The following is a 24,558-nucleotide window of genomic DNA, read 5'->3' on the forward strand; positions in this document are numbered from 1 at the left end:
AACTTCCGAGAGGTGTCGGGGGCGATCCGGCGACGGTCTTCGTTTCGTCAGCACGTCCCGCCGTTTCGAAGCAATACTGTCGCTGGCGTTCGCGCTATCGCCTTGCTCAGGACAGCAGGTCGACGATCGCGTCGTAGGCGGGCTTGCGGTCGTAACTGTCGTCCAGCAGGAGCGGGTCCTCGGTCAGCGTGTCGTCGAAGTGCGGGATCCAGGAGTGCTGGTCGGACACACCCCAGGCGACGATGGTGTCACAGCCGGCCTCGTTGGCCTTTTCGACGATCTCGCGGTAGTAGTCGGCCTGGACCGTCAGGTGGTCCTCTGGCGGGTCCTCAGCCGTGTAGGCGACGTCCATCTCGGTGATCTCGACCGCCAGGCCGAGGTCTTTGAAGCGCTCGATGTTCTCGGCGACCGAGTCGGGATCGACGGGGTCGTGCAGCGCGTGCAGCTGGAGGCCGACGCCGTCGATGGGGACGCCACGGTCGAGCATGCCCGAGACCAGCTCGTAGATCTCGTCGGACTTGTCGTTGATCCCGTCCGCGCCGTAGTCGTTGTAGAAGAGATCGGCTTCGGGGGCAGACTGATGGGCCCACCCGAAGGCTTTGTCGAGGTACTCCTCGCCGAAGGCCCGAAGCCAGGGCGTCTCGCGAAGTCCACCGTCGTCGGCGACGGCCTCGTTGACGACGTCCCAGGTGTCGACGTCGCCGGCGTATCGCCCGGCGACCGTGCGGACGTGGTCTTCGAGGAGGCGACGGAGTTCCCGGTCGGTGTACTGGAAGGGGACCAGCCACTCCGGCAGCTGGTTGTGCCAGACGAGCGTGTGCCCGCGGAAGTACATGTCGTGTTCGCGGGCGAACTCGGCGATCAGGTCGCCGTCCTCGAAGTCGTAGGTGTGTTCGTCGGGCCGCAGCGGCCCTATCTTCATGGCGTTCTCGGCCGTGACTGCGTTGTACTCCCGCAACGCGTCCCGGTACTGGAAGTCCTCCCGGATCGGGTCGGCTGCCGCCGCCGCGCCGATTCGAATGTCGTTGTCGTCTGCCACGTCTCGCAGGGTCGGTGCCATATCCGGAGCGTCGATCGTTCGCAGTATAAATGTGAGGATTTATATCTTCCAAAGTTGGTCCCCACCGGCACGACCGTCGTCTCTCTTCTCGGACGTTTACGGCGCGTAGGTACCTTCGAGGGTCGCCTCGTCGAGGACGTGGCCCTCGGTGGCGGCTTCGAAGTCGTCCTTCGTCGTCCCTGGCCCCAGCGACAGCGTCGTGTCCAGCGCGTACGCGACAAACCGGTACGTGTGACGGCCGTCCGGCGGGTTCGGGCCGCCGTAGCCGGGCTCGCCGAAGTCGTTGCGGCCCTCGGTGGCCTCTGTCTCGGTTGCGTCGTAGCCTTCGGGGATGGTCCCGACGTCGGCTGGGACGTTCCAGACGAGCCAGTGGTCCCAGATCTTCCCGGCGGGTTCGAGCGCGTCGGGGTCGTCCATCACGACCGCGAGTGACGCCGCGTCTTCGGGAACGCCCGCAACTGACAGCGGCGGATTGACGTTTCGTTCCGTGTAGCCGTACTCTCTCGGAATCGGTGCGCCGTCGTCGAACGCGGGGCTGGTGAGCGTGAACGCGACCATTGATTTCCTCCGGATTTGATCCCGACCGAACCGTCGCACCCGTCCCCCAATAAACCAACCGCCTGGACTACATGTTTGTCGGGATGGATACTGACCTGGCCCAGCTATGTTTGGGCCAGCCCTCTTTTGCCCACGTGGGAATGTTTTGTATCTGTATTCTTACTATTCTTCGGTGCAGTTGCGGTGTGTGGTCACATATCACGGCTCCTTGTGGTAATTATTGCCGTATCAGATCGCTCTGATAAGTTTCATATCCCTGGGGGACAGAGTTCCCTAGACATGGCGGGCCCCGCGAGTCGACGGTGGCCGTCACCCCCGGAGGGACTAACAAATGCGCAACGCCAAGATCGTCTGTACGCTCGGACCTGCATCGGAGACAAAAGAGGACATCAGAGCACTGGCCGAGGCCGGGATGTCGGTCGCCCGACTCAACGCCAGCCACGGCTCGCCCGAACACCGGCGCACGATGATCGACCGCATCCGCGAGGTCGACGCCGAGATGGACAAGTCACTCGCGGTCATGCACGACATCCCCGGGCCGGAGGTCCGGACGGCACCGATACGCGAGCCGATCGAACTCGAGGCCGATACCACGGTCCGATTTTATAAAGGCGACGACGCCACGCCCGAGGACGTCGGACTCTCGGTCGACATTTCGGTCGTCGAACCGGGCGACAGCGTCCTGCTCGACGACGGTCGCATCGAGACCACCGTCGAGAAGGTCGAGGACGGCGACGTCTACGCCCACGTCGAGAACGGCGGGGAACTCGGCGCGCGCAAGGGCGTCAACGTCCCCGGCGTCGAACTCGGGCTGCCGTTCCCGACCGAGCAGGACCGGACGGAACTCGAGGTCGCCGCAGAGAAGGAGGTCGACCTCGTCGCGGCGAGTTTCGTCCGCGACGGCGACGACGTCCGCAAGATCGAGGACTTCCTCGCCGAGGAGGGGACCGAAGTCCCCGTCGTCTCGAAGGTCGAGCGCAAGGGCGCTGTCGATAACCTAGACAGCATCATCGAGGCGTCCTACGGCGTGATGGTCGCCCGCGGGGACCTCGGTGTCGAACTGCCGCTCCAGGAGGTCCCGCTCTACCAGAAACGCATCATCCGAAAGTGTAACGAGGCAGGCGTGCCGGTCATCACGGCCACCGAGATGCTCGACTCCATGGAGGAGTCCCGGCGGCCGACGCGGGCGGAGTCTTCCGACGTGGCGAACGCCATCTTCGACGGGACCGACGCCGTCATGCTCTCCGGCGAGACGGCCATCGGTGAGCATCCGCCCCGCGTCGTCTCGACGATGGCCGACATCGTCAACGAGGTCGAACAGAGCGCGGAGTACGCCGAACTCCGCGACCAGCGCATTCCATCGTCCGATCAGACCCGGACGGACGCCCTCGCCCACGCGGCTCGGACGCTCGCCGACGACATCGACGCCACTGCGATCGTCGCCGCCAGCGAGTCGGGCTACACCGCCCTCCGGACCGCCAAGTTCCGTCCCGAGGTCCCGATCATCGCCTCGACGCCCAACGAGCGGGTCCGCAGACAACTCGCGCTCGCGCGTGGCATCTTCCCGACGACGGCTCCCTTTACGACGGAGGGTGCGGACGCGATCGTCCAGAACGCCGTCCAGTCCGCGCTGAAGACCGGCATCGCCGAGAGCGGCGACACCGTCGTGGTTATCTCCGGGATGATGACCGAACTCGAGGGGACCAGCACCTCGAACATGCTCAAGGTCCACCTGGCGGCCGAGTCCGTCGCCACCGGCCAGTCCGTCGTCGACGGCCTCGTGACGGGCCCGCTGGTGCGGACCACCGACGGCGACCTCGAGTCGGTCCCCGAAGGCGCGATTCTGGCGGTTCCCGAGGACTTCGACGGCGAGTTCCTGGGCGACCCCGAAACGCTCGGCGGCATCATCGACGCCCACACCGACCGACGAGGTCACGCGGTCACCGTCGGCCGTCGCCTCGACATTCCGACGGCGAGTCACATGACCGTTCCCGCGGACATCGAGGACGGCGCGACCGTGACGCTGGACGCCGAGCGCGGCGTCCTGTACAAGGGCCAGCTCGGCACCCTGGACGAGTAGCGACGGCGCGTTTCGATTCGCTCCCGGTCTGTGGTTTCGGCCGGCCGGCACGCTTTTTCGATTGCCCTGTGTCCCTGTCGAGTCCCTCGGCTTCAGTCGCGTCGCTCGAAACGCGTGCAGTTAAGTGGTCCAATGCCATTCGTGGACGTATATGGCCGTATACGCAGGTGTCGACCTCGGTGCGACGTACGTCCGTGCCGTCGTCGGTGACGAGACTGGTGAGGAGATCGGACGCGACAAGCGCGAGACGCCGCCCGGACCGACGGGTATCGCCGTGACGGAGGCGATCCTCGAGACGCTGCGTGCCGCGTGTGCGAACGCGGACGTCGATCCCACCGATCTCGAGGCTGTCGGAATCGGGTCGGTCGGACCGCTGGACCTCGCCGAGGGCGTCGTCGAGAACCCGGCGAACCTCCCGGACACGATCGAGACGATTCCACTCGTGGGGCCGATCGAGAACCTCACCGGCGCGACCGAGGTGCATCTCCACAACGACGCCAACGCCGGCGTGATCGGCGAGCGCTTCTACAGCGACCAGAACCCCGACGACATGGCCTATCTCACCATCTCGACAGGGATCGGGGCCGGCGTCTGCGTCGACGGGCACGTCCTCGCCGGCTGGGACGGCAACGCCGGTGAGATCGGTCACATGACCCTCGACCCGGAGGGGACGATGACGTGTGGGTGTGGCCAGGACGGCCACTGGGAGGCCTACGCCTCGGGGAACAACATCCCCCGGTACGCGAGAGAGTACTACCAGGCCGGCGACTGGGAGACGGACATGCCCGTGATGGACGCTGACTTCGGGGCTCCCGATCTCTTCGAGTACGCCGGTGCAGACGATTTCGCCGACGCCTTCATCGACCGCCTGGCGACGTTCAACGCGATGGGCGTCGCCAACATCGTCCAGGCGTACGCGCCGCTGGTGATCTACGTCGGTGGCGCAGTCGCCGAAAACAACCCCGAACTCGTCGTCGGGAAGATCCGCGAACGCCTCCCCGAGATGGTTTTCGGTAACATTCCGGAGCTCGAGATCACGACACTCGGCGACGACGTCGTGGTCAAAGGTGCACTCGCGAGTGCCCTCACACAGGGCACGGGCGACCGCGAGAAGCTCCGGGAGTGAGGGGCTTAGGACTCGTCGAGCAGCGGGGAGAGCGCGAGACGCCCGCCGCGACGATCACTAGCTCGCTGACTGGATATCGTACAGCTCCCGGAACACGAGCGTCGGAAACTGTGGTTCGAGGCGGCTCGGCGGGCGACCGTGGCCGGTCGTCTGTTCGGCGGTGACGCGATCGAAGACACCGGCGTCTGCGAGTTCGTAGAGGATTCGCTTGACGGTCCCGACCGAGAGGTCGACCCACTTCGAGTCTGCGATCGCCTCCGTGGTCGTGGTGACGGAGGATCGTCGATCGTCGTCGAGTTCCAGAAACGCCCGCAACACACGCTGTCGGTTCGACGGGAGTGCCAGAACGACGCCGAGCGACGTGCCGTCCCGAGGGACGGCGTCGATGCCCGCCGCGACGTCGTCATCTCGGATCTCCTGGACGCCGTCGTCGTCTGCGATGACTGCCGCACTGAACAGCGCTGCGAGCGCGTCGTGTGCGTTCCCACCCGCCCAGGCGGCGATCCGCCGGGTTTGATCGTACGCGAGGGCGTCCTGTGCGAGTCCGGACGAGCCGCGGGTCATCAGGACGTCGATCAACACCTGCTGGCCGTATCCGGGTATCTCGATCTCGGCGACGTCCCCCACTTCGTCGACGTCGCTCGGCGGGGTCCGACCGACCAGCACGGTCGAGAGCGTCCCGTCCAGTGCCTCCAGCGACGAGCGGACGGCCGCCGGCGAGAACTCGAATTCCTCGGCGTGATCCACCGCGATCACGGTCCCGACAGGTTCGGCAAGCGCCGACCGGAGTCGCGAGGTGAGCTCATCGGTACTGATTCCCCGCGTGGGCGCGTCTGCGTCGGTCAGGCCGTCGAGGACGCGACGATACAGCTGGAACTCGCTGTCGACCTCACGACCGTTCACGTAGACGAACTGCGGGAGCTCGACGCTCTGGGCTCGCGTCGTCGTCTGAATGGCCGTCTGTGGCTGGGTCGCCGGCGTCTCCAGTCGGGAAAACACCGCAGTGAGGACGGCCGATTTGCCGCTGCCTGGTGGCCCCCAGACGTAGACGTCCGACGGGAGTGACCCGTCGAAGGCGGGATCGAGATGGTCGAGGACGCGTTCGACGATCGGACCGCGGCCGATCGGCTCGGCGACGTGAGCGGCTGGGTTGAGGCGGTCGTAGTCGAGGACGAGCGCCTGGCTCGCCCCGCGCCGTCGGCGCCGTCTGATCCGTGTATCGATGTCCATAGCTCGGTACGCCGTTTCCGTACCGTTTCGGACCCCCGATAAAAACCGCTCCGGTTTGACGGGCGACCGAAACGCGTTCAGAGCGCGAGATAGCCCGCGTTCGGGAGGAGTCCCAACAGATAGAGCACGCCGACGAGGAGCATCATGATCGCGATGGCCATCGCCGGCGGGTCGACGTGCGTCCCGCCGTGCGCATAGAAGACCCGCTGGGTGAGTTCGCCGAAGAGTCCACTGAGGCCGCCGAAGACACCGGCTGCCAGCAGGACGAGTGGCTCGCTCGCGACGACCGGTGCCGCGACGACCGCGCCGACCGAGCCAACGAGCGTGATGTGATGGGTCACCGGGATCTTCTCGACGCCGAGGTTGAGAAACAGCAGACTCATCGCAGAGATCGCGTATCCCATGAAGACGCTGCCCGTCTCGAGCCAGATGAAGCCGCCGAGCACACCGCCGACGACGCCGATCACCGCGACGCCCGGCCACTCGTACTGGTGGGGAAGCCAGGGTTCGGTTGCCAGGCGAGTCTGTTCGACCCCGCCGTCCGTCCTCACTTCTTCCTCGCCCCGCTCGAACGGCGACATGTCGAGTAGCCCGGTGCCGGCCACGCGCCCGACGAGCGAGTAGCCAAAGGCCACGCGAGCCAGCACCGCGGTCGCCACGACCGACACCGCGATGCTGTCGGTCGGCAGTCCGAGCCCGCCCCCGACCCGGGAGATGACCATCCCGAGCGCGCCGAAGACCGCGCCGACGGCGAGGATGTCGGGTTTGGTCCCGAAGGCGTAGAGGATGTTCTTCCCGAAGTGGTAGTCCCACCCGTCGGGTTCCATCTCCGGGTAGCGCATGCCGGCGTAGGCCGAGGCGGCCACACCGCCGGCGAAGGCGATGTGCGGCCCGGTCACCATGCCGAAGCCGATCGTCCCCGTCACGCCGGTGGCGATGTCGCCCTGGATGGCTTCGAGACTCCCGAGGTTGCCCTCGAGGATCGCCAACCCTTCGCCGAGGAAGACGACGAAGCCGGTGAAGATGAACGCGGGCAGCGCCCCGATCGCCGCGCCGAAGGCCCCGCCCGCGAGCGCGGTGATGAGGAGGACGGCGAACTCCTCGACGCCGACGCCGACGACCGGGAGCGTCAGGATTGCCTGGACCATACTTATTCCTCTCGTGCCCACCCGAGCGAGCGCTCGACGGCGTCGTCCCAGCGACTGTACATCGCGTCAGCTTTCTCGGCATCGGCTTCGGGAGTGAACTGGCGATCGAGTTGCCAGTTGTCACGGAGTTCATCGAGTGACTCCCAGTAGCCGACGGCGAGGCCGGCGGCGTAGGCGGCTCCGAGCGCCGTCGTCTCGTCGACCTCCGGTCGTTCGATCTCGGTCTGGATGATGTCGCTCTGGAGCTGGGTCAGGAAGTTGTTCTTCACCGCCCCGCCGTCGACCTTGAGCGACGTCGTCTCGATGCCGGAGTCGGCCTCCATCGCCTCGGCGACGTCGCGGGTCAGATACCCGATCGATTCGAGCGTCGCGCGAACGATGTGTTCCTTCCGCGTGCCGCGCGTCATGCCGACGATCGTCCCGCGTGCGCGCCCGTCCCAGTGTGGTGCGCCGAGGCCGGTAAAGGCGGGCACCATGTAGACGCCGTCGGTCGAGTCGACCGACCGCGCGAGATCCGCGGTCTGGGCGGCGTTGTTGATGAGGTCGACGTCCTCGAGCCACTCGATCGCCGCCCCGGTGACGAAGATCGAGCCTTCCAGGGCGTACTGGACGGGTTCGCCCGATCGCTGGAAGCCGATCGTCGTGAGGAGGCCGTGATCTGATTCGACGGCGTCGGTGCCGGTGTTCATCAGGTAGAACGACCCGGTGCCGTAGGTGTTCTTCGCGTCACCCTCGTCGAAACAGGTCTGGCCGAACAGCGCGGCCTGCTGGTCACCGAGTGCGCCCGCGACGGGAATCTCCGCACCGAGAAAGCCCTCGGGGTCGGTGTGGCCGTAATACTGCTCGTCCGAGGACGGACGCACCTCGGGCAACATCTCCCGGGGCACGCCGAACTCCGAGAGGAGGTCGTCGTCCCACGCCAGGTCGTGGATGTTGTAAAGCATCGTCCGCGAGGCGTTCGTCACGTCCGTGACGTGGTTGCCCGTGAGATTGTAGACGAGCCAGGCGTCGGGCGTCCCGAGCAGGAGTTCGCCGGCCTCGGCCCGGTCGCGGAGGTCGGCCGCCCGGGAACTCTGCATCTTGAGCGGTTCGGCGTTCTCGAGCAACCACTCCGCCTTCGTCGCCGTGAAGTAGGCGTCGGCCTCCAGCCCGGTCTTTCCGCGGATCCACTCGATCTTCTCGGCGTCCTCTAGGGCTTCGACGCGGTCGGTCGTGCGCCGGTCCTGCCAGACCAGCGCGTTGTGGACCGGTTTCCCGGTGTCACGGTCCCAGACGATGGTCGTCTCGCGTTGATTGGTAATCCCGATCCCGTCGAGGTGGTCCGCGTCGATCCCGGCGTCCGCGAGGGCTTCGGTGACGACGTCTTTGGTGTTCTCCCAGATCTCGAGTGGATCGTGTTCGACCCACCCGGGCTCGGGGTAGTGCTGCTCGTGTTTCTCGTAGGCGTTCGCGACGACCTGCCCTTCGTGGTCGAAGACCATGAAGCGAGTTCCGGTCGTCCCCTGATCGATCGCGCCGATGTAGGTGTCTGTCATGGATGGTGCTGTGACGACGGCACTTTATTATTGCTAGTACCCGTCTGTCCGTATACAATAAGATCGACCATTATAAATTCATCGGTTATATGGGGTAAAACCGGAAATTACGGCCGGTTTTGGGTGGCCCAATAAGTTATTTATCGCCAGCCACGGTACCAAAGTAACAATAAAGTGTGTGGGGATCGTTGGCAGTGATATTGAATGACCGCTACATCACCACACGTGCTCGTTATCGGCGGTGGCTCGACGGGTGTCGGGATCGCCCGGGACGCCGCGATGCGGGGCTTCGACGTGACACTGGTCGAGAAGGGCAATCTCACCCACGGGACGACCGGGCGGATGCACGGCCTGCTCCACAGCGGTGGCCGGTACGCCGTCTCCGATCAGGCGAGCGCGCGCGAGTGCATCGAGGAGAACATGATCCTCCGGGACATCGCCACCCACTGCGTCGAGGACACGGGCGGGCTGTTCGTCAAGCGACCGGAGGACACCGAGGCGTACTACCAGGAAAAGTTGGCTGGGCTCCGGGAATGCTCGATTCCGGCAACCGAACTCACCGCCGAGGAGGCACGCCGGCGGGAGCCGTTTCTCGCGAGAGACATCGACAAAGCCATCGAGGTGCCCGACGCGGCGATCGACCCCTTCCGGCTGTGCGTGGCCAACGCAATTAGCGCACAGAATCACGGCGCTCGCATCGAGACGTTCTCGGAAGTGACCGACCTGCTGGTCGAGGACGGCGAGATCGTCGGCGCGGAGCTCACCCACGAGAGCGGCGAGGGAAAGCGGGTCCACGGCACTGAAGCGTCCGTCGAAGAGATCCGCGTCGACCACATTGTCAACGCAGCCGGGGCCTGGACGGGCGAGATCGCGGCGATGGCGGACATCGACGTGGCGGTCCGCCCTTCGAAGGGTGTGATGACCATCATGAACGTCCGGCAAGTCGACACGGTGATCAATCGGTGTCAGCCCAAGGGCGACGCCGACATCGTCGTCCCCCACGAGACGACGGCGATCCTCGGGACGACAGACGAGGAGGTGAGCGATCCCGCGGACTACCCGGAGGAAGCGTGGGAGGTCGATCTCATGATCGATGAACTGTCGAAACTCGTCCCGATCCTCGAAGACGCACGCACGATCCGCTCGTTCTGGGGCGTTCGCCCGCTCTATGAGCCCCCCGAGACCGGGACCGACGATCCGACGGACATCACGCGGGAGTTCTTCCTGCTCGATCACGACGAGCGCGACGGCGTTCCCGGGATGACGACCATCGTCGGCGGGAAACTCACGACCTATCGGCTGATGGCCGAGCAACTCGTCGATCACCTCGCCGAGAAATTCGGGATGGAGACGACCTGCCGGACGGCCGAGGAGCCACTCCCCGGCAGCGAGGACGCGGGCGTCATCGACGAGGCGATGGACGACTTCGGCCTGCGCTCGCCGGTCGCCAAACGGAGCGCCGAGCGTCTGGGCTCGCGAACGCAGGACGTCCTCGACACCGACGAACCGAACCCGGTCGTCTGTGGGTGTGAGGCGGTGACGCGCGCGGAGGTCAAAGACGCCATCGAGCAGTCCGGCACTGACCTCAACGCGGTCCGGATCCGCACGCGGGCCGGGATGGGCAACTGCCAGGGCGGCTTCTGTAGCCATCGGCTGGCGAACGAACTCCACCCCGAATTCGACGAGGGGCGCACACGGGCAGCGCTCGACGAACTCTACGAAGAGCGCTGGAAGGGTCAACGCCACGCACTCTGGGGCAGACAGCTCTCCCAGGCGATGATCACCTACGCCATGCACGCGCTGACGATGAACCGCGACCGCGATCCCGCCAGCGACGGCGGGTCGCTCGACTTCGGCGCGTTCGACTCCGGGCCGGCGAGCAGCCCCGACACGACCGACGACGGACGACCGGCGGACGGAACCGCAGACGTCGCCACCGACGGTGGCAGGGGTGATGGCCGTGGCGATTGACTCCGAGGTGCTCGTGATCGGCGGCGGGATCGCCGGGCTCTCTTCGGCCCTATCCGCGGCGCAAGCGGGGGCCGACGTCCGACTCGTCAGCGAGGCCGAGACGACCCTCCATCACGCCAGCGGGCTGCTCGACGTGCTCGGCTACCCGCCGAACGCCGACGTCGACGGGCCGGTAGTCGATCCGTTCGACGCCATCGGGGAGCTCCCCGAGACCCACCCGTACGCGATCGTCGGCGAGCAAGCCGTCCGTGATGGTCTGGCGATGATCGACGACGTGCTGGGCGAAGCCTATCACGGCAGCCACACCGACGCGAACGCCCTCGTTCCGACCCACGGCGGGACGGTCAAGCCCACGGCGCGGTATCCCACGAGCGTCGCGGCGGGACTCGCGAGCGACGATCGCGAGCTGTTGCTTGTCGACTTCGAGCGCCTCACCGGCTTCGACGCCGGCGTGGCCGCCGAACACCTGGAAGCCGCGGGGATCCCCGCCGAAACGAACGCCGCCACCGTCGAGTTTCCGATCGTCGTGCGCGACGACGCGAAGGTCACGCGGTACGCCCACCTGCTCGACGAGAACCCGACGGTCACGGTCGACGGCCGCGAGCAGCGCGTCAGAACTGCCCTCGCGGACGCGATCGAACCCCATCTCGGCGAGGCCGAGCGGGTCGGTTTCCCCGCCGTGCTGGGCGTCGACCATCCGGCGGAGATCCGGAACGAACTCGAAGACCGTCTCGGTGCGGCAGTCTTCGAGGTCCCGATGGGACCGCCAAGCATCCTCGGTGGCCGGCTCGAAGACCGCCTCTACGCCGCGCTCGACGACGCCGGCGGGGAGATCGAGGCCGGCGGCGGGCCGATCGTGGACTTCGACGCCGACGACGGAACGATTTCGGAGATATACATGGACCGATCGGGGAGTCGAATCCCCTACGCGGCCGAGCAGTACGTCCTCGCGACCGGGGACGTCGCCGGCGGCGGTATCGACGCCGATCGGGCGGGCGTCACCGAGCCGATCTTCGGCTGTGACGTGCCTCACCCGGAGGACCGCTACGAGTGGTTCGAGGGTGAGGCGTTCGGCGATCACGCGTTCGCCGAATTCGGGGTCGTCGTCGACGACGCGCTCCGGCCGGTCGGCGCGGAGGGCGACCCCGAGTTCCCGAACCTCCGGGCGGCGGGGGCCGTGATCGGCGGCTACGACTACCCCGCGGAAAAATCAGCGAGCGGCGTTTCGATCGCGACTGGCTACGCCGCCGGTCGGCGAGCGGCGAAGGAGGTCTAATCCAAATGAGTGATACACAACGAGACGGGACGGACGCCGAGGGCGCATCACTGACCAGCGAGGAGGGCTACGAACCACGCGACGTCTTTGGGACGACCACGGAGATGGACCTCCGGTCGGGGGCCGACAACTGCACGAAAGTCGGGACCTGCGACGCCGAGTGTCCAGTCGCCGAGGTCAACGACGACTTCCCCGGCCCGCAGTTCCAGGGGCCCGAACAGTGGCGACTCTCCTCAAAGGGAGATGTCGAGATCGACGACTCGATCACCGAGTGTTCGAACTGCCTGCAGTGTGACAGTGGCTGTCCCTCCGGCGTCCCCTTCAGCGAGATGCACAACACGGCGCGGGCGAAGTACGTCTTAGAAGAGCAATCCCTCTCGATCAAGAAGATCCGCAACCGGATTCTCGCTAACTACCGGACGTCGGCGTGGCTGGCCTCGAAGCTCCCCCGGACGGCGAACTTCTTCATGAACAACGGGGCGGTCCGGTGGGTGATGGAGAAGACCATGAAGATTCCGAGCGAGCGGGAGTTCCCGGAGTTCGCCACCCAGACGTTTCGGGAATGGTGGCGGGAACGGGGTGGCGCGCAGGTCCAAAGCGAGGAGAAGCGCGTCGCGTACTTCCACGGCTGCTACTCGAACTACAACACCACCGAGGTCGCGAAGGCGATGGTCCGGGTCTACGAGTCGCTGGGCTACGAGATCGTCGTCCCGAAACAGAAGTGCTCGGGGACGCCGATGTTCGCCAACGGGCGCGTCGACGACGCTCGGCGACACGCGAAAGTCAACGTCGAGCATCTCGGCGACGCGATCGAGGCGGGCTACGACGTGATCGCCACCTGCTCGTCGTGTTCGCTCGCGCTCCGCCAGGAGTACCCCGATCTGTTCGACCTCGACGGGATCGACGAACTCGCCGCTCACACCTACGACGCCATGGAGTACCTCCGGGTCCACGAGGATCTCGAATCCGAACTCGCCGGTGCACAAGCCGAAGACTTTCCCGACGTCGCCTACCACGCGCCGTGTCACTCCCGAAATCAGGGCCTCGGGCGACAGGCTGTCGAACTCTTCGAGGATGTCGAGGGCGTCACCGTGACCGACGTCGGCGACTCGTGTTCGGGCATTTCGGGCACCTACGGCTGGAAGGAAGAGAAGTACGAGACCTCGATGGAGATCGGCGAAGAGATGTTCGAACACATGGAGGATGCAGACGCCGAACACGGGATGACCGAGTGTCCGACCTGCTCGATGCAGATGGAACACGGGACGGGCTATGAGATTTCCCACCCGATGCAGTTGCTCGAACGGGTATTGACCTGAGCGAATCGGACTGGTATCTAAAAGCGGCAAGCAGATGAGCCGAAAACGGCCGGCGATTCAGCGGACGAGCGCGATTATCCGGTGTTCTTCATGCCGGCCGCGATGCCGTGGACCGTCAGCCGGAGCGCCCGGCGTTCGGTCTCGGTGAGGTGCGATTGGGCGAGCAGCCGGGTCTGGAGCAGGTTCAGCGGATCGACGTAGGGGTTCCGGCGCTCGAGGTTGTCCTCCATCCACGACCGCTTGAGGAGGGTCTCCCGCCCGGAGATCTCCTGGATGAGTTCGACGGAGTTCTCGTATTCGGTCCGGATCCGGGGGAAGAACCGCTCGCGGAGTTCCTCGTCGGCGAGGTCGGCGTACTCGGTGGCGATTTCCATGTCGGATTTGGCAAGCGCCATCCCGGCGTGATCGAGGATCGTCCCGAAGTACGGCCATTCCTCGTACATCTCCTGCAGCGTTTCTATGTCCCCGCCGTCGTCGAGGTAGCCCTGAATGCCCGTGGCGACGGAGTACCAGCCGGGGATGATACACCGGGCCTGCGTCCAGGAGAACACCCACGGGATCGATCGGAGGTCCTCGAGGCTCCGATCCTCCGTCCGGGAGGCCGGCCGCGAGCCCATGTTGAGGTTCTCGATGACCGTGATCGGGGTCGCCTGCTCGAAGTACTCGACGAACCCGTCGGTCTCCAAGAGGTCGCGGTACTCAGTGCTGGCGTGGTCGGCCGCCGTCTGGAAGGCGTCGATCCACTCCTCTGGGATGTCCTCGACGGGGTTTTCCATGGCGTTGTACCGCGCCAGCACCTGCGCGTTGAGCATCTGCTCTAAGTTGCGCTCGGCGACGTCGGGGTTGCCGTACTTCTCGGCGATGGCCTCACCTTGCTCGGTGAACTTGATCTGACCGTTGACCGTCTGGTTGGGCAGTGCGAGCATCGCCTCGTGCATCGGCATCCCGCCCCGGGAGATCGACCCGCCCCGGCCGTGGAACAGCCGGAGGGTGACGTCGTGGTCGTCACAGATGTCGGCCATTCGCTTCTGGTTGCGGTACAGTTCCCAGTTGGCCGCCAGATAGCCGTTCTCCTTCGAGGAGTCCGAATATCCGAGCAGGATCTCCTGGGTGTTGTTCCGGGCGTCTAAGGCCTGGCTGTAGGCCTCGTTCTCGAAGAGCGTGCTCAGCATCTCCCGGACGCGCGTGAGGGCGTACTCGCTCTCGAACAGCGGGACGATGTCGAACCCGCAGTAGCCCGGCAGGTCGACGATGCCGGCCTGATCGCCCAGGAAGAGAACCTCCAGTGCGTGAGAGGACTCCTCGAACCAGCTGATCGCGTAGGTGTCGATGGCGTCGACGCCGTACTCCCGCTGCCACTTGGCGGCCGAGGAGAACAGCGTCAGGACCTTCGCCGACTCCTCAGAGAGACCGTCTGTGTCGTCGATGTCGATGACCGGGTCGTCCTGGAGGATCGCCTCGGTCAGGAACTCGACGCGCTCGTCTTCGTCCATCGCGTCGTAGTCGATCCCCTCCCGATCGAGGGTCTCGATCAGCGCGTTCGTGTGCTTCCCGCGGTGGTCTCGGATGTCGAGGTTCGCCAGCGAGAACCCGAAGGTCTCGACCTTTCGGATCAGGGGCTGGACGTGTGCCTCGACGATGTCGTCGGCGTCGTTCTCCGCGAGACTTTCGGCGATGATCCGCAGGTCGGCAAGGAGTTCCTCGTCGTCGTCGTATGCGCCGGATCGGACGTCGTCGACGCGGAGGACACTCTCACGCATCAGTTTCAGCTTCTGACGGTAGGGCTCGTCGGGATAGCGCTCCTCGATCCCGTCGGCGACGCCGGGGAGGTCTGCCTTGTGCGCCTCGAAGTTTTCGACGAACCGCTCGTTGAGCTCTACGTTGTCGATGTCCTGACTCAGCACGCCCGAGAGGCTCTTGAGATCGTCCCGATACAGCTCGAGTACGACGCTTCGCTGGCGGTCGAGGGTTTCCTCGGTGACTTCGGGAGTGACGTAGGGGTTGCCGTCACGGTCGCTGCCGGCCCACGACCGGAACTCGTAGAGGTTCGGGACATCGACCTCGTCGTCGTAGGTCTCTGCGAGGGCGTGTTCGAGTTCGTCGTAGACCTCGCTGATGACGTCGAAGAGGCTGTTTTCGAGGTACCACTGGATGTTCAGCGTCTCGTCGGTCACGTCGGGACGGCGATCACGGACCTGTGGGGTCTGCCAGAGACTCGTCACTTCCGCCCGGAGTTCGCGTTTCTTCCGGCGTACCTCCCGGTCCGTGAGGCGGATCTGATCGAGGTCCTGGATGAGCTTCCCGACCGACCAGAGCTTGGCCTTGATCGTCTTGCGTCGCGCTTCAGTGGGATGAGCCGTAAAGGTCGGCTCGATCATGACGTCTTCGAGGATCTCCTCGACGGTGTCCGGCTCGACGCCCTCGGCCGAAAGCGTCTCGACAGCCTCCCCGACCGTGTCCGAGAGGTTCCCGTTTTGCAGACCGTCCCTGACCTCGCGGACCCGTTCGCGCTCCTCGGCCAAGTTGATCAGCTCGAAGTAGGTGGTAAAGGCCCTGGCGACGACGTCTTGCATCCCCGGCGAGAGCCGGTCGAGTTCGTCGTGAATCGGTTGACGGGTGTCGCCGTCCCCACGGCGGTAGGCGATCGCGTTGTTCCGGATCGTCTCGACGGTCTCGAAGGCCTCCGTCGAGTCCTGCGCTTCGATGACCGATCCCAGAAGCTCGCCCAGCTCGCGGACGTCCTGGGTGAGCTCTCTGCCGTGTAAAGTCATACCACTCTATGAACATTGGAACGGTATAACACTAGCGGAATTGGAAGAACGTCTCATCCACGACGGATAATCATTGAATACGCTGCAGTCGTTTGGTTTCGCCATCGAATTCATTACGATCTATCACCGTTATATCACGGTTCGGACTGTTCTGGTCGGCTCCGTCTCGGTCGGGACGGACAGTTATGTCTCGCGAGCCCGTCGTCCAGATATGCGCGAGCTGGTCTTTGCCCTGGCGTACAAGCCAGGGTGCAACGCCGTTGCGGACACCCTCGCCGAGCACCCCGGTGCGCGGATCCGGTCGCTGTCGCTGCACGCGACCGACGAGCGCCTCTGGCGAGTCGATCACGCCAGCGGGTCACCGGACGCCCTCGACGCCATCGCCGAGGCATTCCGGTCGTCGGATTACTACGCCGACTGTCTGGCCGACGGGGACTGCGGCGCGACTCAGACGACGGACGTGCTGGACCGTGACGAGGAGACGCTCGTGCTGTACTCCTACTGGGAGCGCAGTCCTGTCTGTGTCTCGGTACCCCATCTCGCCCTGGACCACCTCGGCGACGGGTTGCTGTTCGATACGCGCAACGAGGGCCGCCACTACACCTGGCGGATCATCCACTCGGGGACCGGCGACGTCGCGGCCTTCTTCGACGCGCTTGCGGCCGCTGTCGGGGACTGTGCCGAGATGGAGATGCTCCGGACGGGCGTGACGGCCGAGCCGGGCGCTGGCGTGGGTGCGGACCCAACGGGGCTCTCGGCCGAACAGGAAGCTGCCCTCCGGGCGGCTGTCGAACATGGCTACTACGAGAGCCCCCGCGAGGTCGACGTCAGCGAACTCGCCGATCACCTCGAGGTGCCCCGATCGACGCTGACCTACCGGCTGCGGCGTGCCGAGGAGTCTCTGGCGAAAGAGTACGTGGCAGGGGAGACCCGTTCGGAAACGTCGCCGAGTCGCGACAGATAGGCGGACACTGGCCTCTCTTTATATTGCCGGCTGTAAGTTCGTAAAGATATTCGCCACACCGGGGTGGCGAATTCCGTCAGTCTGTTACAGCCGGCAGTATTACTCGCCCCCACAGTACAACACCCTGCGACACTCTTCCGGACGATGTCTTCTCGCGGGAGAGGGTCGGCTACCGCCTCGAAATCAAGTTCGGAATTTATATGTGGTGTGGCTTTCAGGGCCAGCCATGAATCAGCGTCGACGGCAGTTTCTGACGGGAATCGGCGTATTCGGGATCGGGGTTCTGGCGGGCTGTGGTTCTGACTCCGGCAGCAACCCGGGGACAGACACCCCTTCGGCGACTCCATCGAACGCCTCCTCGGGCGGGACGCCAACACGCACCCCTTCGACGACGCTCACACCGGGCAATGCTCCAACGCCGAGTCCCACGGCGACAGACACATCGACGCCTGTGTCACCGACGACTGAAACCAACAAGCTCGCCGCCGGTGATGGCGGCGAGCATGATTCATTCGGTGATTCAGTGGCGGTGTCAGGGGACGGCTCCACCGCCATCATCGGGGCCGAGAGTGAGGGGGAGCCGAACGGGCGCGAAGCGGGCGCGGCCTACGTGTTTTCGCGGGACGGTGACTCCTGGACGCAGGAAGCGAAACTCGCGGCCGGTGACGGCAACAAACACCACTTCTTCGGCGATTCAGTCGCCGTCTCGGCTGACGGGTCAAGGGCCCTCATCGGCGCTTGGGGGTACAGTGATTCGAACGGTGACGATGTGGGTTCGGCGTACGTCTTTCGACGGAAAAACGGCTCGTGGCTCCAGGAAACGAAACTCGCGGCCAGTGACGGTGATGGCTCGGATCTCTTTGGCGCTGCCGTCGGAATAGCCGGTGACGGGACGACAGCCATCATCGGGGCACGAAAGGACCAGAACCCACACGGCGAGGGATCGGGCTCCGCATATGTGTTTTCCCGAGACGGCGAGTCCTGGACGGAAGACGCGAAAGTAATGGCCGGTGATGGCGACGAAGGCGATCAATTCGGACACTCAGTATCGATGTCACGCGATGGGTCGAGCGCCCTCGTGGGCGCACATTTCGATGCGGATCCACACGGGACAAACGCGGGCTCGGCGTACGTCTTCCGACGGGCAGACGGCTCCTGGACCCAGGCGGCGAAACTCGTCGCCGACGATGGCGATTCGTGGGATAATTTCGGCAGGGCAGTGTCACTGAGCGGTGATGGCGCAACTGCCATCGTCGGATCCAGTTACGACGAGGATCCCATCGGCGAGGGCGCAGGCTCGGCGTACGCCTTCCGCAGGGTGGACGGCACGTGGACACAGGAAGCGAAACTCACCGCGCCTGATGGCAATCCCGAGGACGAGTTCGCCACGTCAGTCGCCCTCTCGGCTGACGGCTCGAGTGTCATCATCGGGACTCCCAATGACGACACACCGAACGCGGAAAACACGGGTTCTGCGTACGCATTCACGAACGAAAACGGATCCTGGGCCCTGCAGGCGAGATTCGCGGCTGGTGACGGCGATGAAGTCGATGGACTCGGGCGGTCAGTCGCGGTGTCGAACGACGGCTCGACCGCGCTGCTCGGGGCTCCCGCCGACGATGACCCGAACGGCGAGTGGGCGGGCTCGGCATACGTTTTCTGAGGGCGTTCTCGTTTGACGCACCCCGATCTTGGAGTATTCCAAAAAAGGCTTATCGAACTGTCGCCCCTACGTCGAGGTAATGAGCGACGACGAGTCGAGACGGGACGCTGACGAGGCGATGGAGGGGACGGCTGGAACCGGAGACGGCCGGCAGATACAGCTTGCCGTCCCCGAGATGGACTGCCCGTCGTGTGCGAGCAAGGTCGACGGCAGCCTGGAACGCGTCGACGGTGTCACCGAGGTGTCGCTGTCGCCGACCAAGGGCGTCGCGACGGTCACCTTCGATCCGGCACGGACGAGCGAGGCCGACGTGATCGCCGCCATCGAGGGGGCGGGCTACGAGGTGCTCGACAGCGACGACGATGGCGACAGCGACGATGCCGGCGGTGAAACTACTGCGCCGGACATCGCGCCGCCGACGGAGATCTGGACCAACTCGCGCGCGATCAAGACCTGGATCGGCGCGGTCTTGCTGACGCTCGGGCTGGCCGTCGAGTTCGTGCTCACCGGCGGGAACGTCGAGATCGCCACTGTCCTCGACTATCCGATCGCCGTCGCGGACGGGCTGTTTCTGGTGGCGATCGCCGTCAGCGGCGCGCCGGTCGTCCGGAGCGGGATCTACTCGGCGCGGGCGCGGAGTCTGGACATCGACCTGCTGATGGGCGTTGCCATCCTCGCGGCGACGGGGATCGGCTATTTCGTCGAGGCCGCGACCCTGGCCGTGCTGTTCTCCATCGCCGAACTGCTGGAGGACTACGCGATGGACCGGGCGCGGGATTCCCTGCGGGAACTGATGGAGTTGTCCCCAGACGAGGCAACAGTTCGGCGGGAGGCCGCAGCGACCGACGGGAGTGAGGCCTCCGAACGAGCGAGCGGTGAAACCGCGAGCCGGAACGGGGACGAAGTGACTGTTCCGGCTGACGACGTCGAGATCGGCGAGACCGTCCTCGTCAGGCCCGGCGAGAAGATTCCCCTGGACGGTGTGGTCGTCGAGGGCGAGAGCGCGGTCGACGAGTCGCCGATCACCGGCGAGAGCGTGCCCGTCGAGAAGAGCGAGGGCGAGGAGGTCTTCGCCGGCTCGATCACCGCCGAGGGCTACCTGGAGGTCGAAGTCACCTCGACGGCGGGCGACTCGACGCTCTCGCGGATCATCGAACTCGTCCAGGACGCCGAGACGAACCGCACCGACAAAGAGCAGTTCGTCGACCGCTTTGCGGGCTACTACACGCCTGCTGTCGTCGTCCTGGCGATCCTGACCGCCGCCGTGCCGCCACTCCTGATCGCCGGGAGCGCGACGCTCGGCGTCGCCGGCTACGAGATCGTCCTGCCCGGGGACTGGCGAACGTGGTTCGTCCGCGGGTTGACGCTGCTGGTGATCGCCTGCCCGTGTGCGTTCGTGATCTCGACGCCCGTCTCGGTCGTCTCGGGGATCACCAGCGCCGCGAAGAACGGCGTCCTGATCAAGGGCGGCAACCACCTCGAGGCGATGGGCGAGGTCGACGCCGTCGCCCTGGACAAGACCGGGACGCTCACGAAGGGTGAACTCGCGGTCACGGACGTCGTCTCGTTCGGCGATCGCGAGACTGCAGACGTCCTTCGACACGCTGCCGCGCTGGAACGCCGCAGCGAGCACCCGATCGCGGCGGCGATCCTCGACCGTGCGGATCGCGCGGGGATCGAGGCGGTCCCTGAACCGACGAACTTCGAGACGCTCACGGGCAAGGGCGTCAGCGCGGCGTTCGACGGCGAGACGGTCTACGCCGGAGCCCCCGGCCTCTTTCGGGATCTCGGCGTCGAGATCGACGGCGTCGGCGACGCCGCGTCTCGCACGGACGGCGGATCGCTCACGGCCCGGTCGGTGGACTCGTCGGTGGGGGAGACGATCGCCGCCTTCGAACAGGCGGGCAAGACGATCGTCCTCGTGGGGACGGAGGCGGCGATCTGGGGTGCCCTCGCGGTCGCCGACGAGGTCCGTCCCGGTGCCCGGAGAGCAGTCGAGCGCCTTCACGACCTCGGCGTCGAAGACGTCGTGATGCTGACCGGCGACAACGAGGGGACGGCCCGGGCGATCGCCGCCGAGACCGGCGTCGACGACTACCGTGCGGAACTCCTTCCCGAGCAGAAAGTCGACGCCGTCGAGGCCTTACAGGCCACTCACGGCGAGGTCGCGATGGTCGGCGACGGTATCAACGACGCGCCGGCGCTGGCGAGCGCCGACGTGAGCGTCGCGATGGGTGCCGCCGGGACCGACACGGCCCTGGAGACGGCGGACATCGCACTCCTCGGCGACGACATCGGGAAACTGCCGTATCTCTATTCGCTGTCGAACCGGGCCGTCGGCGTGATCAGACAGAACATCTGGGCTAGCCTCGGGGTGAAGGCCCTGCTCGCGGTCGGCGTCCCGCTGGGGTACGTCAGCGTCGCGGTCGCCGTCGTGGTCGGCGATATGGGCATGAGCTTGGGCGTGACGGGCAACGCGATGCGGCTGGCCCGGATCGAGCCGGACCGTCTCGACGACTCTACGGCGTCCGAAGTCGAACGGTGACGACACTCCCGCGTGGGTCGTTCTCGGCGAAGGACAGCTGTCCGTCGGAGTACTGGACGATGAGGTGGACCAGCCACAGCCCGATGCCGCGACCGTGAAAGAGGGGTTCGATCTCGTGGTCGCCGGTCAGGACGGCCCGTTCCATCTCGGGGATTCCCGGCCCGTCGTCGGCGATACTGAGCTCGACGCCGTCGTCGATCTGCTCGAGGGTAACCGTCACCGACGGCTCGGGCGTGTCTGCGTGTGCCAGGGCGTTCTCGAGTAGCTCTTCGACCGCCCGGTCGAAGTGTGCGACCGCGAGGACGGGCTGGGTCGCCGGCAGATCGACTGTCAGGTCGGCGTCGGGATACCGCTCGCGCACGTCCGCGACTGCGTTCTCGACGACTCCGACGGCGTCGCACTCGACGACGGGTCGAGACTCCGCGAGGAAGCTCGTGATCTCCCGTTCCTTGGCCGCTGTGGCCTGGAGTTTCTCGCCCGTCTGGATGATACGTTCTGCACTCCATCGGGGGTCGTCAGTCTCTCCCTCGGCGATCGTCTCCGCGTTGCCCAGGATGACCGTCAGGGCATTGCTGAGGTTGTGTCTGAGAACCCGATCGATCGTCCGGATCTGGGTGACGCGAGCCTGCCGGTCGGAGACGTCCCTGATGAGTCCGATGAAGCCCGTGACCTCGCCCTCCCGGTCCCGGAGGTAGAAGACGTTCGTCTCGCCGGGGAACACCTGGCCGGACTGTTTCTCGTAGCGGACCGTCTGGACGAACGTCGGGTCGTCCATGTGCTGGCCCAGTGCCTCGTCCATCGACTCGCCCTCCTCGTCGCTCGCGTAGACGATACTGGTCGGCTCCCCTTCGATCTCAGCGAGGTCGTAGCCGAACAGCTCGGAAAACGCCGGGTTGCAGTCGACGATCCGGCGGTCGGTGTCGGCGACGAGAATGGCGTCTCTGATGCTGTCGAACAGCGATTCGTAGCGCTTGCGGGCCCGCCGGAGATCCTCGATCATCTCTTTGTGATCTGTGACGTCCCGCAGCGAGGCTCCGACGCCCTGGATCGCCCCGTCTTCGTCACGCAGCGGCCAGTAGCGAACGTCGAGTACGCGGTCGTCCTTCGAGTCGTGGGTCCGGGGTATCTCGAAGGACACCCGATCGCCCGCGAGTGCCTCCCGGACGTGAGGCTCGATCTGATCGAACTCCTCGCTGGTGAGTAACTGATCGAGGGACTGTCCGTGAACGCTCTCGGTTTCGATTCCGTGAAACGACCGATAGGCCTCGTTCCCAAAGAGGTACTGTAACTCCGTATCGACTGCCGCGAGTTGATCGTGTGAACTCTCGACGGCCTGCTTGTAGTGGGCGATCCGGCGCTCGCGTCGTTTGCGCTCGGTGATGTCTCGGACGATCGCGATTCGAAACTGTCGACCGTCGATCGTGACGTCGGACGCCGAGATTTCGACCGGGAACGTCGTCCCGTCCGCCCGGACGTGGCGCGTCTCGTAGTACTCTAACTCCCTGCCGGTCGGGGAATCCAGGAACGCCGTGAACTCGTCGCCGTCCTCGAACTCGGGATTGATCGCGGCGACGGACGTCCCGACGAGTGTCGACCGATCGTACCCGAGGACCTCACAGGCCGTCTCGTTGACGTCCGTGATCATTCCCGTCTCTGGATCCATGACGTAGACGCTATCGGTCGCTTCGTCGATCAGCCGCCGGAACAGCGTCCGATCGCGCTCACGTTCCTGGACCGTTTCAGCCAGCCGGGCAGCGACGACGCCAAAGCCGACGAACGCGACCAGCATCAGCGACCGGCTGTAGAGCTCGTGAACCGGGACGTCGGTCACCAGCAGTGCCAGAAACGACTGCTCGTAGAAGAAGACCGCATCGACGACGGCGTCGAATACCCAAACGCCGATCCCGAGCCCGATCGCGAGTAACAGGATCGTGCGTGGGCGATTCATGTGTGTCACTGACAAGCGGCACGGTCTTAATTCGACCGGCCGGAGCAATCGACGGTCAGAACGTCGGTCTTGCGCCAGCGTCGTCCTCGTCGATCGCGGTCGACGTCGTCACCGCGCCTCGGCGACGACGCGGGCCAGCGTTCGGGTCGCGGCCGCCGGGTCGTCAGCGCCCGTGATCTCGGTGATCACGGCGACGCCGTCCGCGCCCGCCTCGATCACCCTGGCGGCGTTCTCGCTCGTGACGCCGCCGATTCCGACGACGGGAATGTCGACGGCTGCGACGATATCGGCGAGTCGGTCGGTCCCGATGGCGTACTCGTCGTCGTCGATATCGTCCTTCGAGCCGGTGGCGTAGATCGCGCCGACGCCGAGGTAGTCCACACCGGCTCTCTCGGCGGCGCGTGCGTCTTCGACGAACGACACCGACCGGCCGACGATCGCCGCCTCGCCGAGGAGGTCGCGGGCGACCGCCACCGGCAGGTCCGTCTCGCCGAGGTGGACGCCGTCGGCGTCGAGCGCGAGCGCGAGGTCGAGGCGGTCGTTGACGATCAGGGGCACGCCGGCCTCGCGGGTCAGTTCGCGGACTTCCTGGCCGATCTCGTATCGCTCGCGTGCGGCGACGTCCTTTTCGCGGAGCTGGACGACGTCGACGCCGCCGTCGATCGCCCGCTGGACGACCTCGGGCGTCGAGCGCTCGCCCGAGAGCGACGATTGCGTGACGAGATAGACGTCCCAGTCGGTCATAGCGGTACCTGAGATCGCTATCGGTGAGTGCGTTGCGGTTCAGTCCCCGGCCTGGGCGCTTTCGTGAGCGCGCTCGACTATCTGGCGGAGGTCCTCGACGTCCGGCGCGTACGCGAGGTGCGTGTCACAGTCACAGTCCGAGGCCCCGATCCCGTCGATCGGCGTCGCCTCGGTCGCGATCGTCCGGGCGACTGGACATTCGACGTCTTCACCGACTGTCTTCAGGACGTCCGTTAGCGCTGTCTCGGGGTGGCCCAGGAGGTAATCGACGTGCCAGTGACGGACGTCCTGACCTCCCGAAGCGAGTTTGCGATGGCGGTCGATCCGGGCGAACCCGCCCGTCCCGAAGGCACTCCCGGTGTAGGCGTACCCGCCCGCCGCCAGATCGCGCTCGCCGGCCGCGCCGAACGTGATCGTCGTCGGCTCGCGGAGGGTGAGCAGAAGTGTGTAGGTCCCCTTCGCTGTCATATCCTGGCATTCGTCCGCTTTGTGGAAACGTTCGGCGATCGTTCCGTGGACAGCGTCGCCACATCCTCCACGTTTGTTCACAGCTGTTTTCACCGCGCGGGAACGGCCGTGGGTTCTTTTTGGTATACCTAACTTATGTCTACTTAGGTGAG

Annotated in this window: 17 protein-coding genes; 8 read left to right on the plus strand and 9 right to left on the minus strand. The window is 65.6% G+C overall.

Annotated elements, in window-relative coordinates; all coding sequences use genetic code 11:
- Positions 1-106 precede the first annotated feature (106 nt).
- Positions 107-1,060 (minus strand): endo-1,4-beta-xylanase, encoded by a 954-nt coding sequence (locus HTIA_RS07710; protein ID WP_008527692.1) that lies wholly within the window; start codon positions 1,058-1,060, stop codon positions 107-109.
- 96 nt (positions 1,061-1,156) lie between these two features.
- The gene (locus HTIA_RS07715) at positions 1,157-1,618 is read right to left on the minus strand and encodes a YbhB/YbcL family Raf kinase inhibitor-like protein (protein WP_008527691.1); all 462 of its coding nucleotides are present in this window, start codon (positions 1,616-1,618) and stop codon (positions 1,157-1,159) included.
- Between the two features lie 331 nt (positions 1,619-1,949).
- Here HTIA_RS07715 and pyk point away from each other — a divergent pair, with 331 nt between their 5' ends.
- On the plus strand, positions 1,950-3,698 hold the full coding sequence (gene pyk / locus HTIA_RS07720) for a pyruvate kinase (RefSeq protein WP_008527690.1): 1,749 nt from the start codon (positions 1,950-1,952) through the stop codon (positions 3,696-3,698).
- Between the two features lie 151 nt (positions 3,699-3,849).
- Entirely contained in the window at positions 3,850-4,824 is a 975-nt protein-coding gene (locus HTIA_RS07725; protein ID WP_008527688.1) for an ROK family protein, read from the plus strand.
- A 57-nt stretch (positions 4,825-4,881) separates the two neighbouring features.
- On the opposite strand, the gene HTIA_RS07730 is transcribed toward HTIA_RS07725, so the two are convergent.
- From HTIA_RS07730 to glpK, 3 genes are all read right to left on the minus strand, one after another.
- Positions 4,882-6,054, minus strand: a complete 1,173-nt coding sequence (locus tag HTIA_RS07730) for a Cdc6/Cdc18 family protein (protein ID WP_008527686.1) — start codon at positions 6,052-6,054, stop codon at positions 4,882-4,884.
- Between the two features lie 77 nt (positions 6,055-6,131).
- On the minus strand, positions 6,132-7,202 hold the full coding sequence (locus tag HTIA_RS07735; protein ID WP_008527685.1) for a hypothetical protein: 1,071 nt from the start codon (positions 7,200-7,202) through the stop codon (positions 6,132-6,134).
- 2 nt (positions 7,203-7,204) lie between these two features.
- Positions 7,205-8,737 carry a glycerol kinase GlpK gene (gene glpK, locus HTIA_RS07740; RefSeq protein WP_008527684.1) on the minus strand — a complete coding sequence of 511 codons (1,533 nt, stop codon included), beginning with the start codon at positions 8,735-8,737 and terminating at the stop codon, positions 7,205-7,207.
- 204 nt (positions 8,738-8,941) lie between these two features.
- On the opposite strand from glpK, the gene glpA reads away from it, so the two are divergent.
- From glpA to HTIA_RS07755, 3 genes are read left to right on the plus strand one after another with little or no spacing between them, the layout of a single operon-like run.
- Positions 8,942-10,708 (plus strand): anaerobic glycerol-3-phosphate dehydrogenase subunit GlpA, encoded by a 1,767-nt coding sequence (gene glpA, locus HTIA_RS07745; RefSeq protein ID WP_020936215.1) that lies wholly within the window; start codon positions 8,942-8,944, stop codon positions 10,706-10,708.
- A complete protein-coding gene (gene glpB, locus HTIA_RS07750; protein ID WP_008527682.1) occupies positions 10,692-11,984 on the plus strand; it encodes a glycerol-3-phosphate dehydrogenase subunit GlpB in 1,293 nt (430 codons plus the stop codon). Before glpA ends, glpB begins: the two co-directional genes overlap by 17 nt.
- Before the next feature lie 5 nt (positions 11,985-11,989).
- Complete coding sequence (locus tag HTIA_RS07755) at positions 11,990-13,303, plus strand: anaerobic glycerol-3-phosphate dehydrogenase subunit C (RefSeq protein WP_008527681.1); 1,314 nt, start codon at positions 11,990-11,992, stop codon at positions 13,301-13,303.
- A 74-nt stretch (positions 13,304-13,377) separates the two neighbouring features.
- On the opposite strand, the gene ppc is transcribed toward HTIA_RS07755, so the two are convergent.
- On the minus strand, positions 13,378-16,074 hold the full coding sequence (gene ppc, locus HTIA_RS07760; protein WP_008527680.1) for a phosphoenolpyruvate carboxylase: 2,697 nt from the start codon (positions 16,072-16,074) through the stop codon (positions 13,378-13,380).
- Between the two features lie 211 nt (positions 16,075-16,285).
- Here ppc and HTIA_RS07765 point away from each other — a divergent pair, with 211 nt between their 5' ends.
- From HTIA_RS07765 to HTIA_RS07775, 3 genes are all read left to right on the plus strand, one after another.
- Entirely contained in the window at positions 16,286-17,038 is a 753-nt protein-coding gene (locus tag HTIA_RS07765) for a helix-turn-helix domain-containing protein (protein WP_020936217.1), read from the plus strand.
- 226 nt (positions 17,039-17,264) lie between these two features.
- The gene (locus tag HTIA_RS07770) at positions 17,265-18,701 is read left to right on the plus strand and encodes an FG-GAP repeat protein (RefSeq protein WP_021029442.1); all 1,437 of its coding nucleotides are present in this window, start codon (positions 17,265-17,267) and stop codon (positions 18,699-18,701) included.
- Between the two features lie 79 nt (positions 18,702-18,780).
- On the plus strand, positions 18,781-21,246 hold the full coding sequence (locus tag HTIA_RS07775; protein ID WP_008527677.1) for a heavy metal translocating P-type ATPase: 2,466 nt from the start codon (positions 18,781-18,783) through the stop codon (positions 21,244-21,246).
- On the opposite strand, the gene HTIA_RS07780 is transcribed toward HTIA_RS07775, so the two are convergent.
- From HTIA_RS07780 to HTIA_RS07790, 3 genes are all read right to left on the minus strand, one after another.
- Positions 21,221-23,194, minus strand: coding sequence for a PAS domain S-box protein (locus tag HTIA_RS07780; protein ID WP_008527676.1), 1,974 nt, complete (start codon positions 23,192-23,194; stop codon positions 21,221-21,223). The two genes, HTIA_RS07775 and HTIA_RS07780, sit on opposite strands and share 26 nt — an antisense overlap.
- Positions 23,195-23,302: 108 nt before the next feature.
- Positions 23,303-23,938: a thiamine phosphate synthase gene (gene thiE, locus HTIA_RS07785; protein WP_008527675.1), complete on the minus strand. Its 636-nt coding sequence runs from the start codon at positions 23,936-23,938 to the stop codon at positions 23,303-23,305.
- 39 nt (positions 23,939-23,977) lie between these two features.
- Positions 23,978-24,406: a GIY-YIG nuclease family protein gene (locus tag HTIA_RS07790; RefSeq protein WP_008524867.1), complete on the minus strand. Its 429-nt coding sequence runs from the start codon at positions 24,404-24,406 to the stop codon at positions 23,978-23,980.
- Positions 24,407-24,558 lie beyond the last annotated feature (152 nt).

The sequence above is a fragment of the Halorhabdus tiamatea SARL4B genome (assembly GCF_000470655.1).
GTDB classification, from domain to species: domain Archaea; phylum Halobacteriota; class Halobacteria; order Halobacteriales; family Haloarculaceae; genus Halorhabdus; species Halorhabdus tiamatea.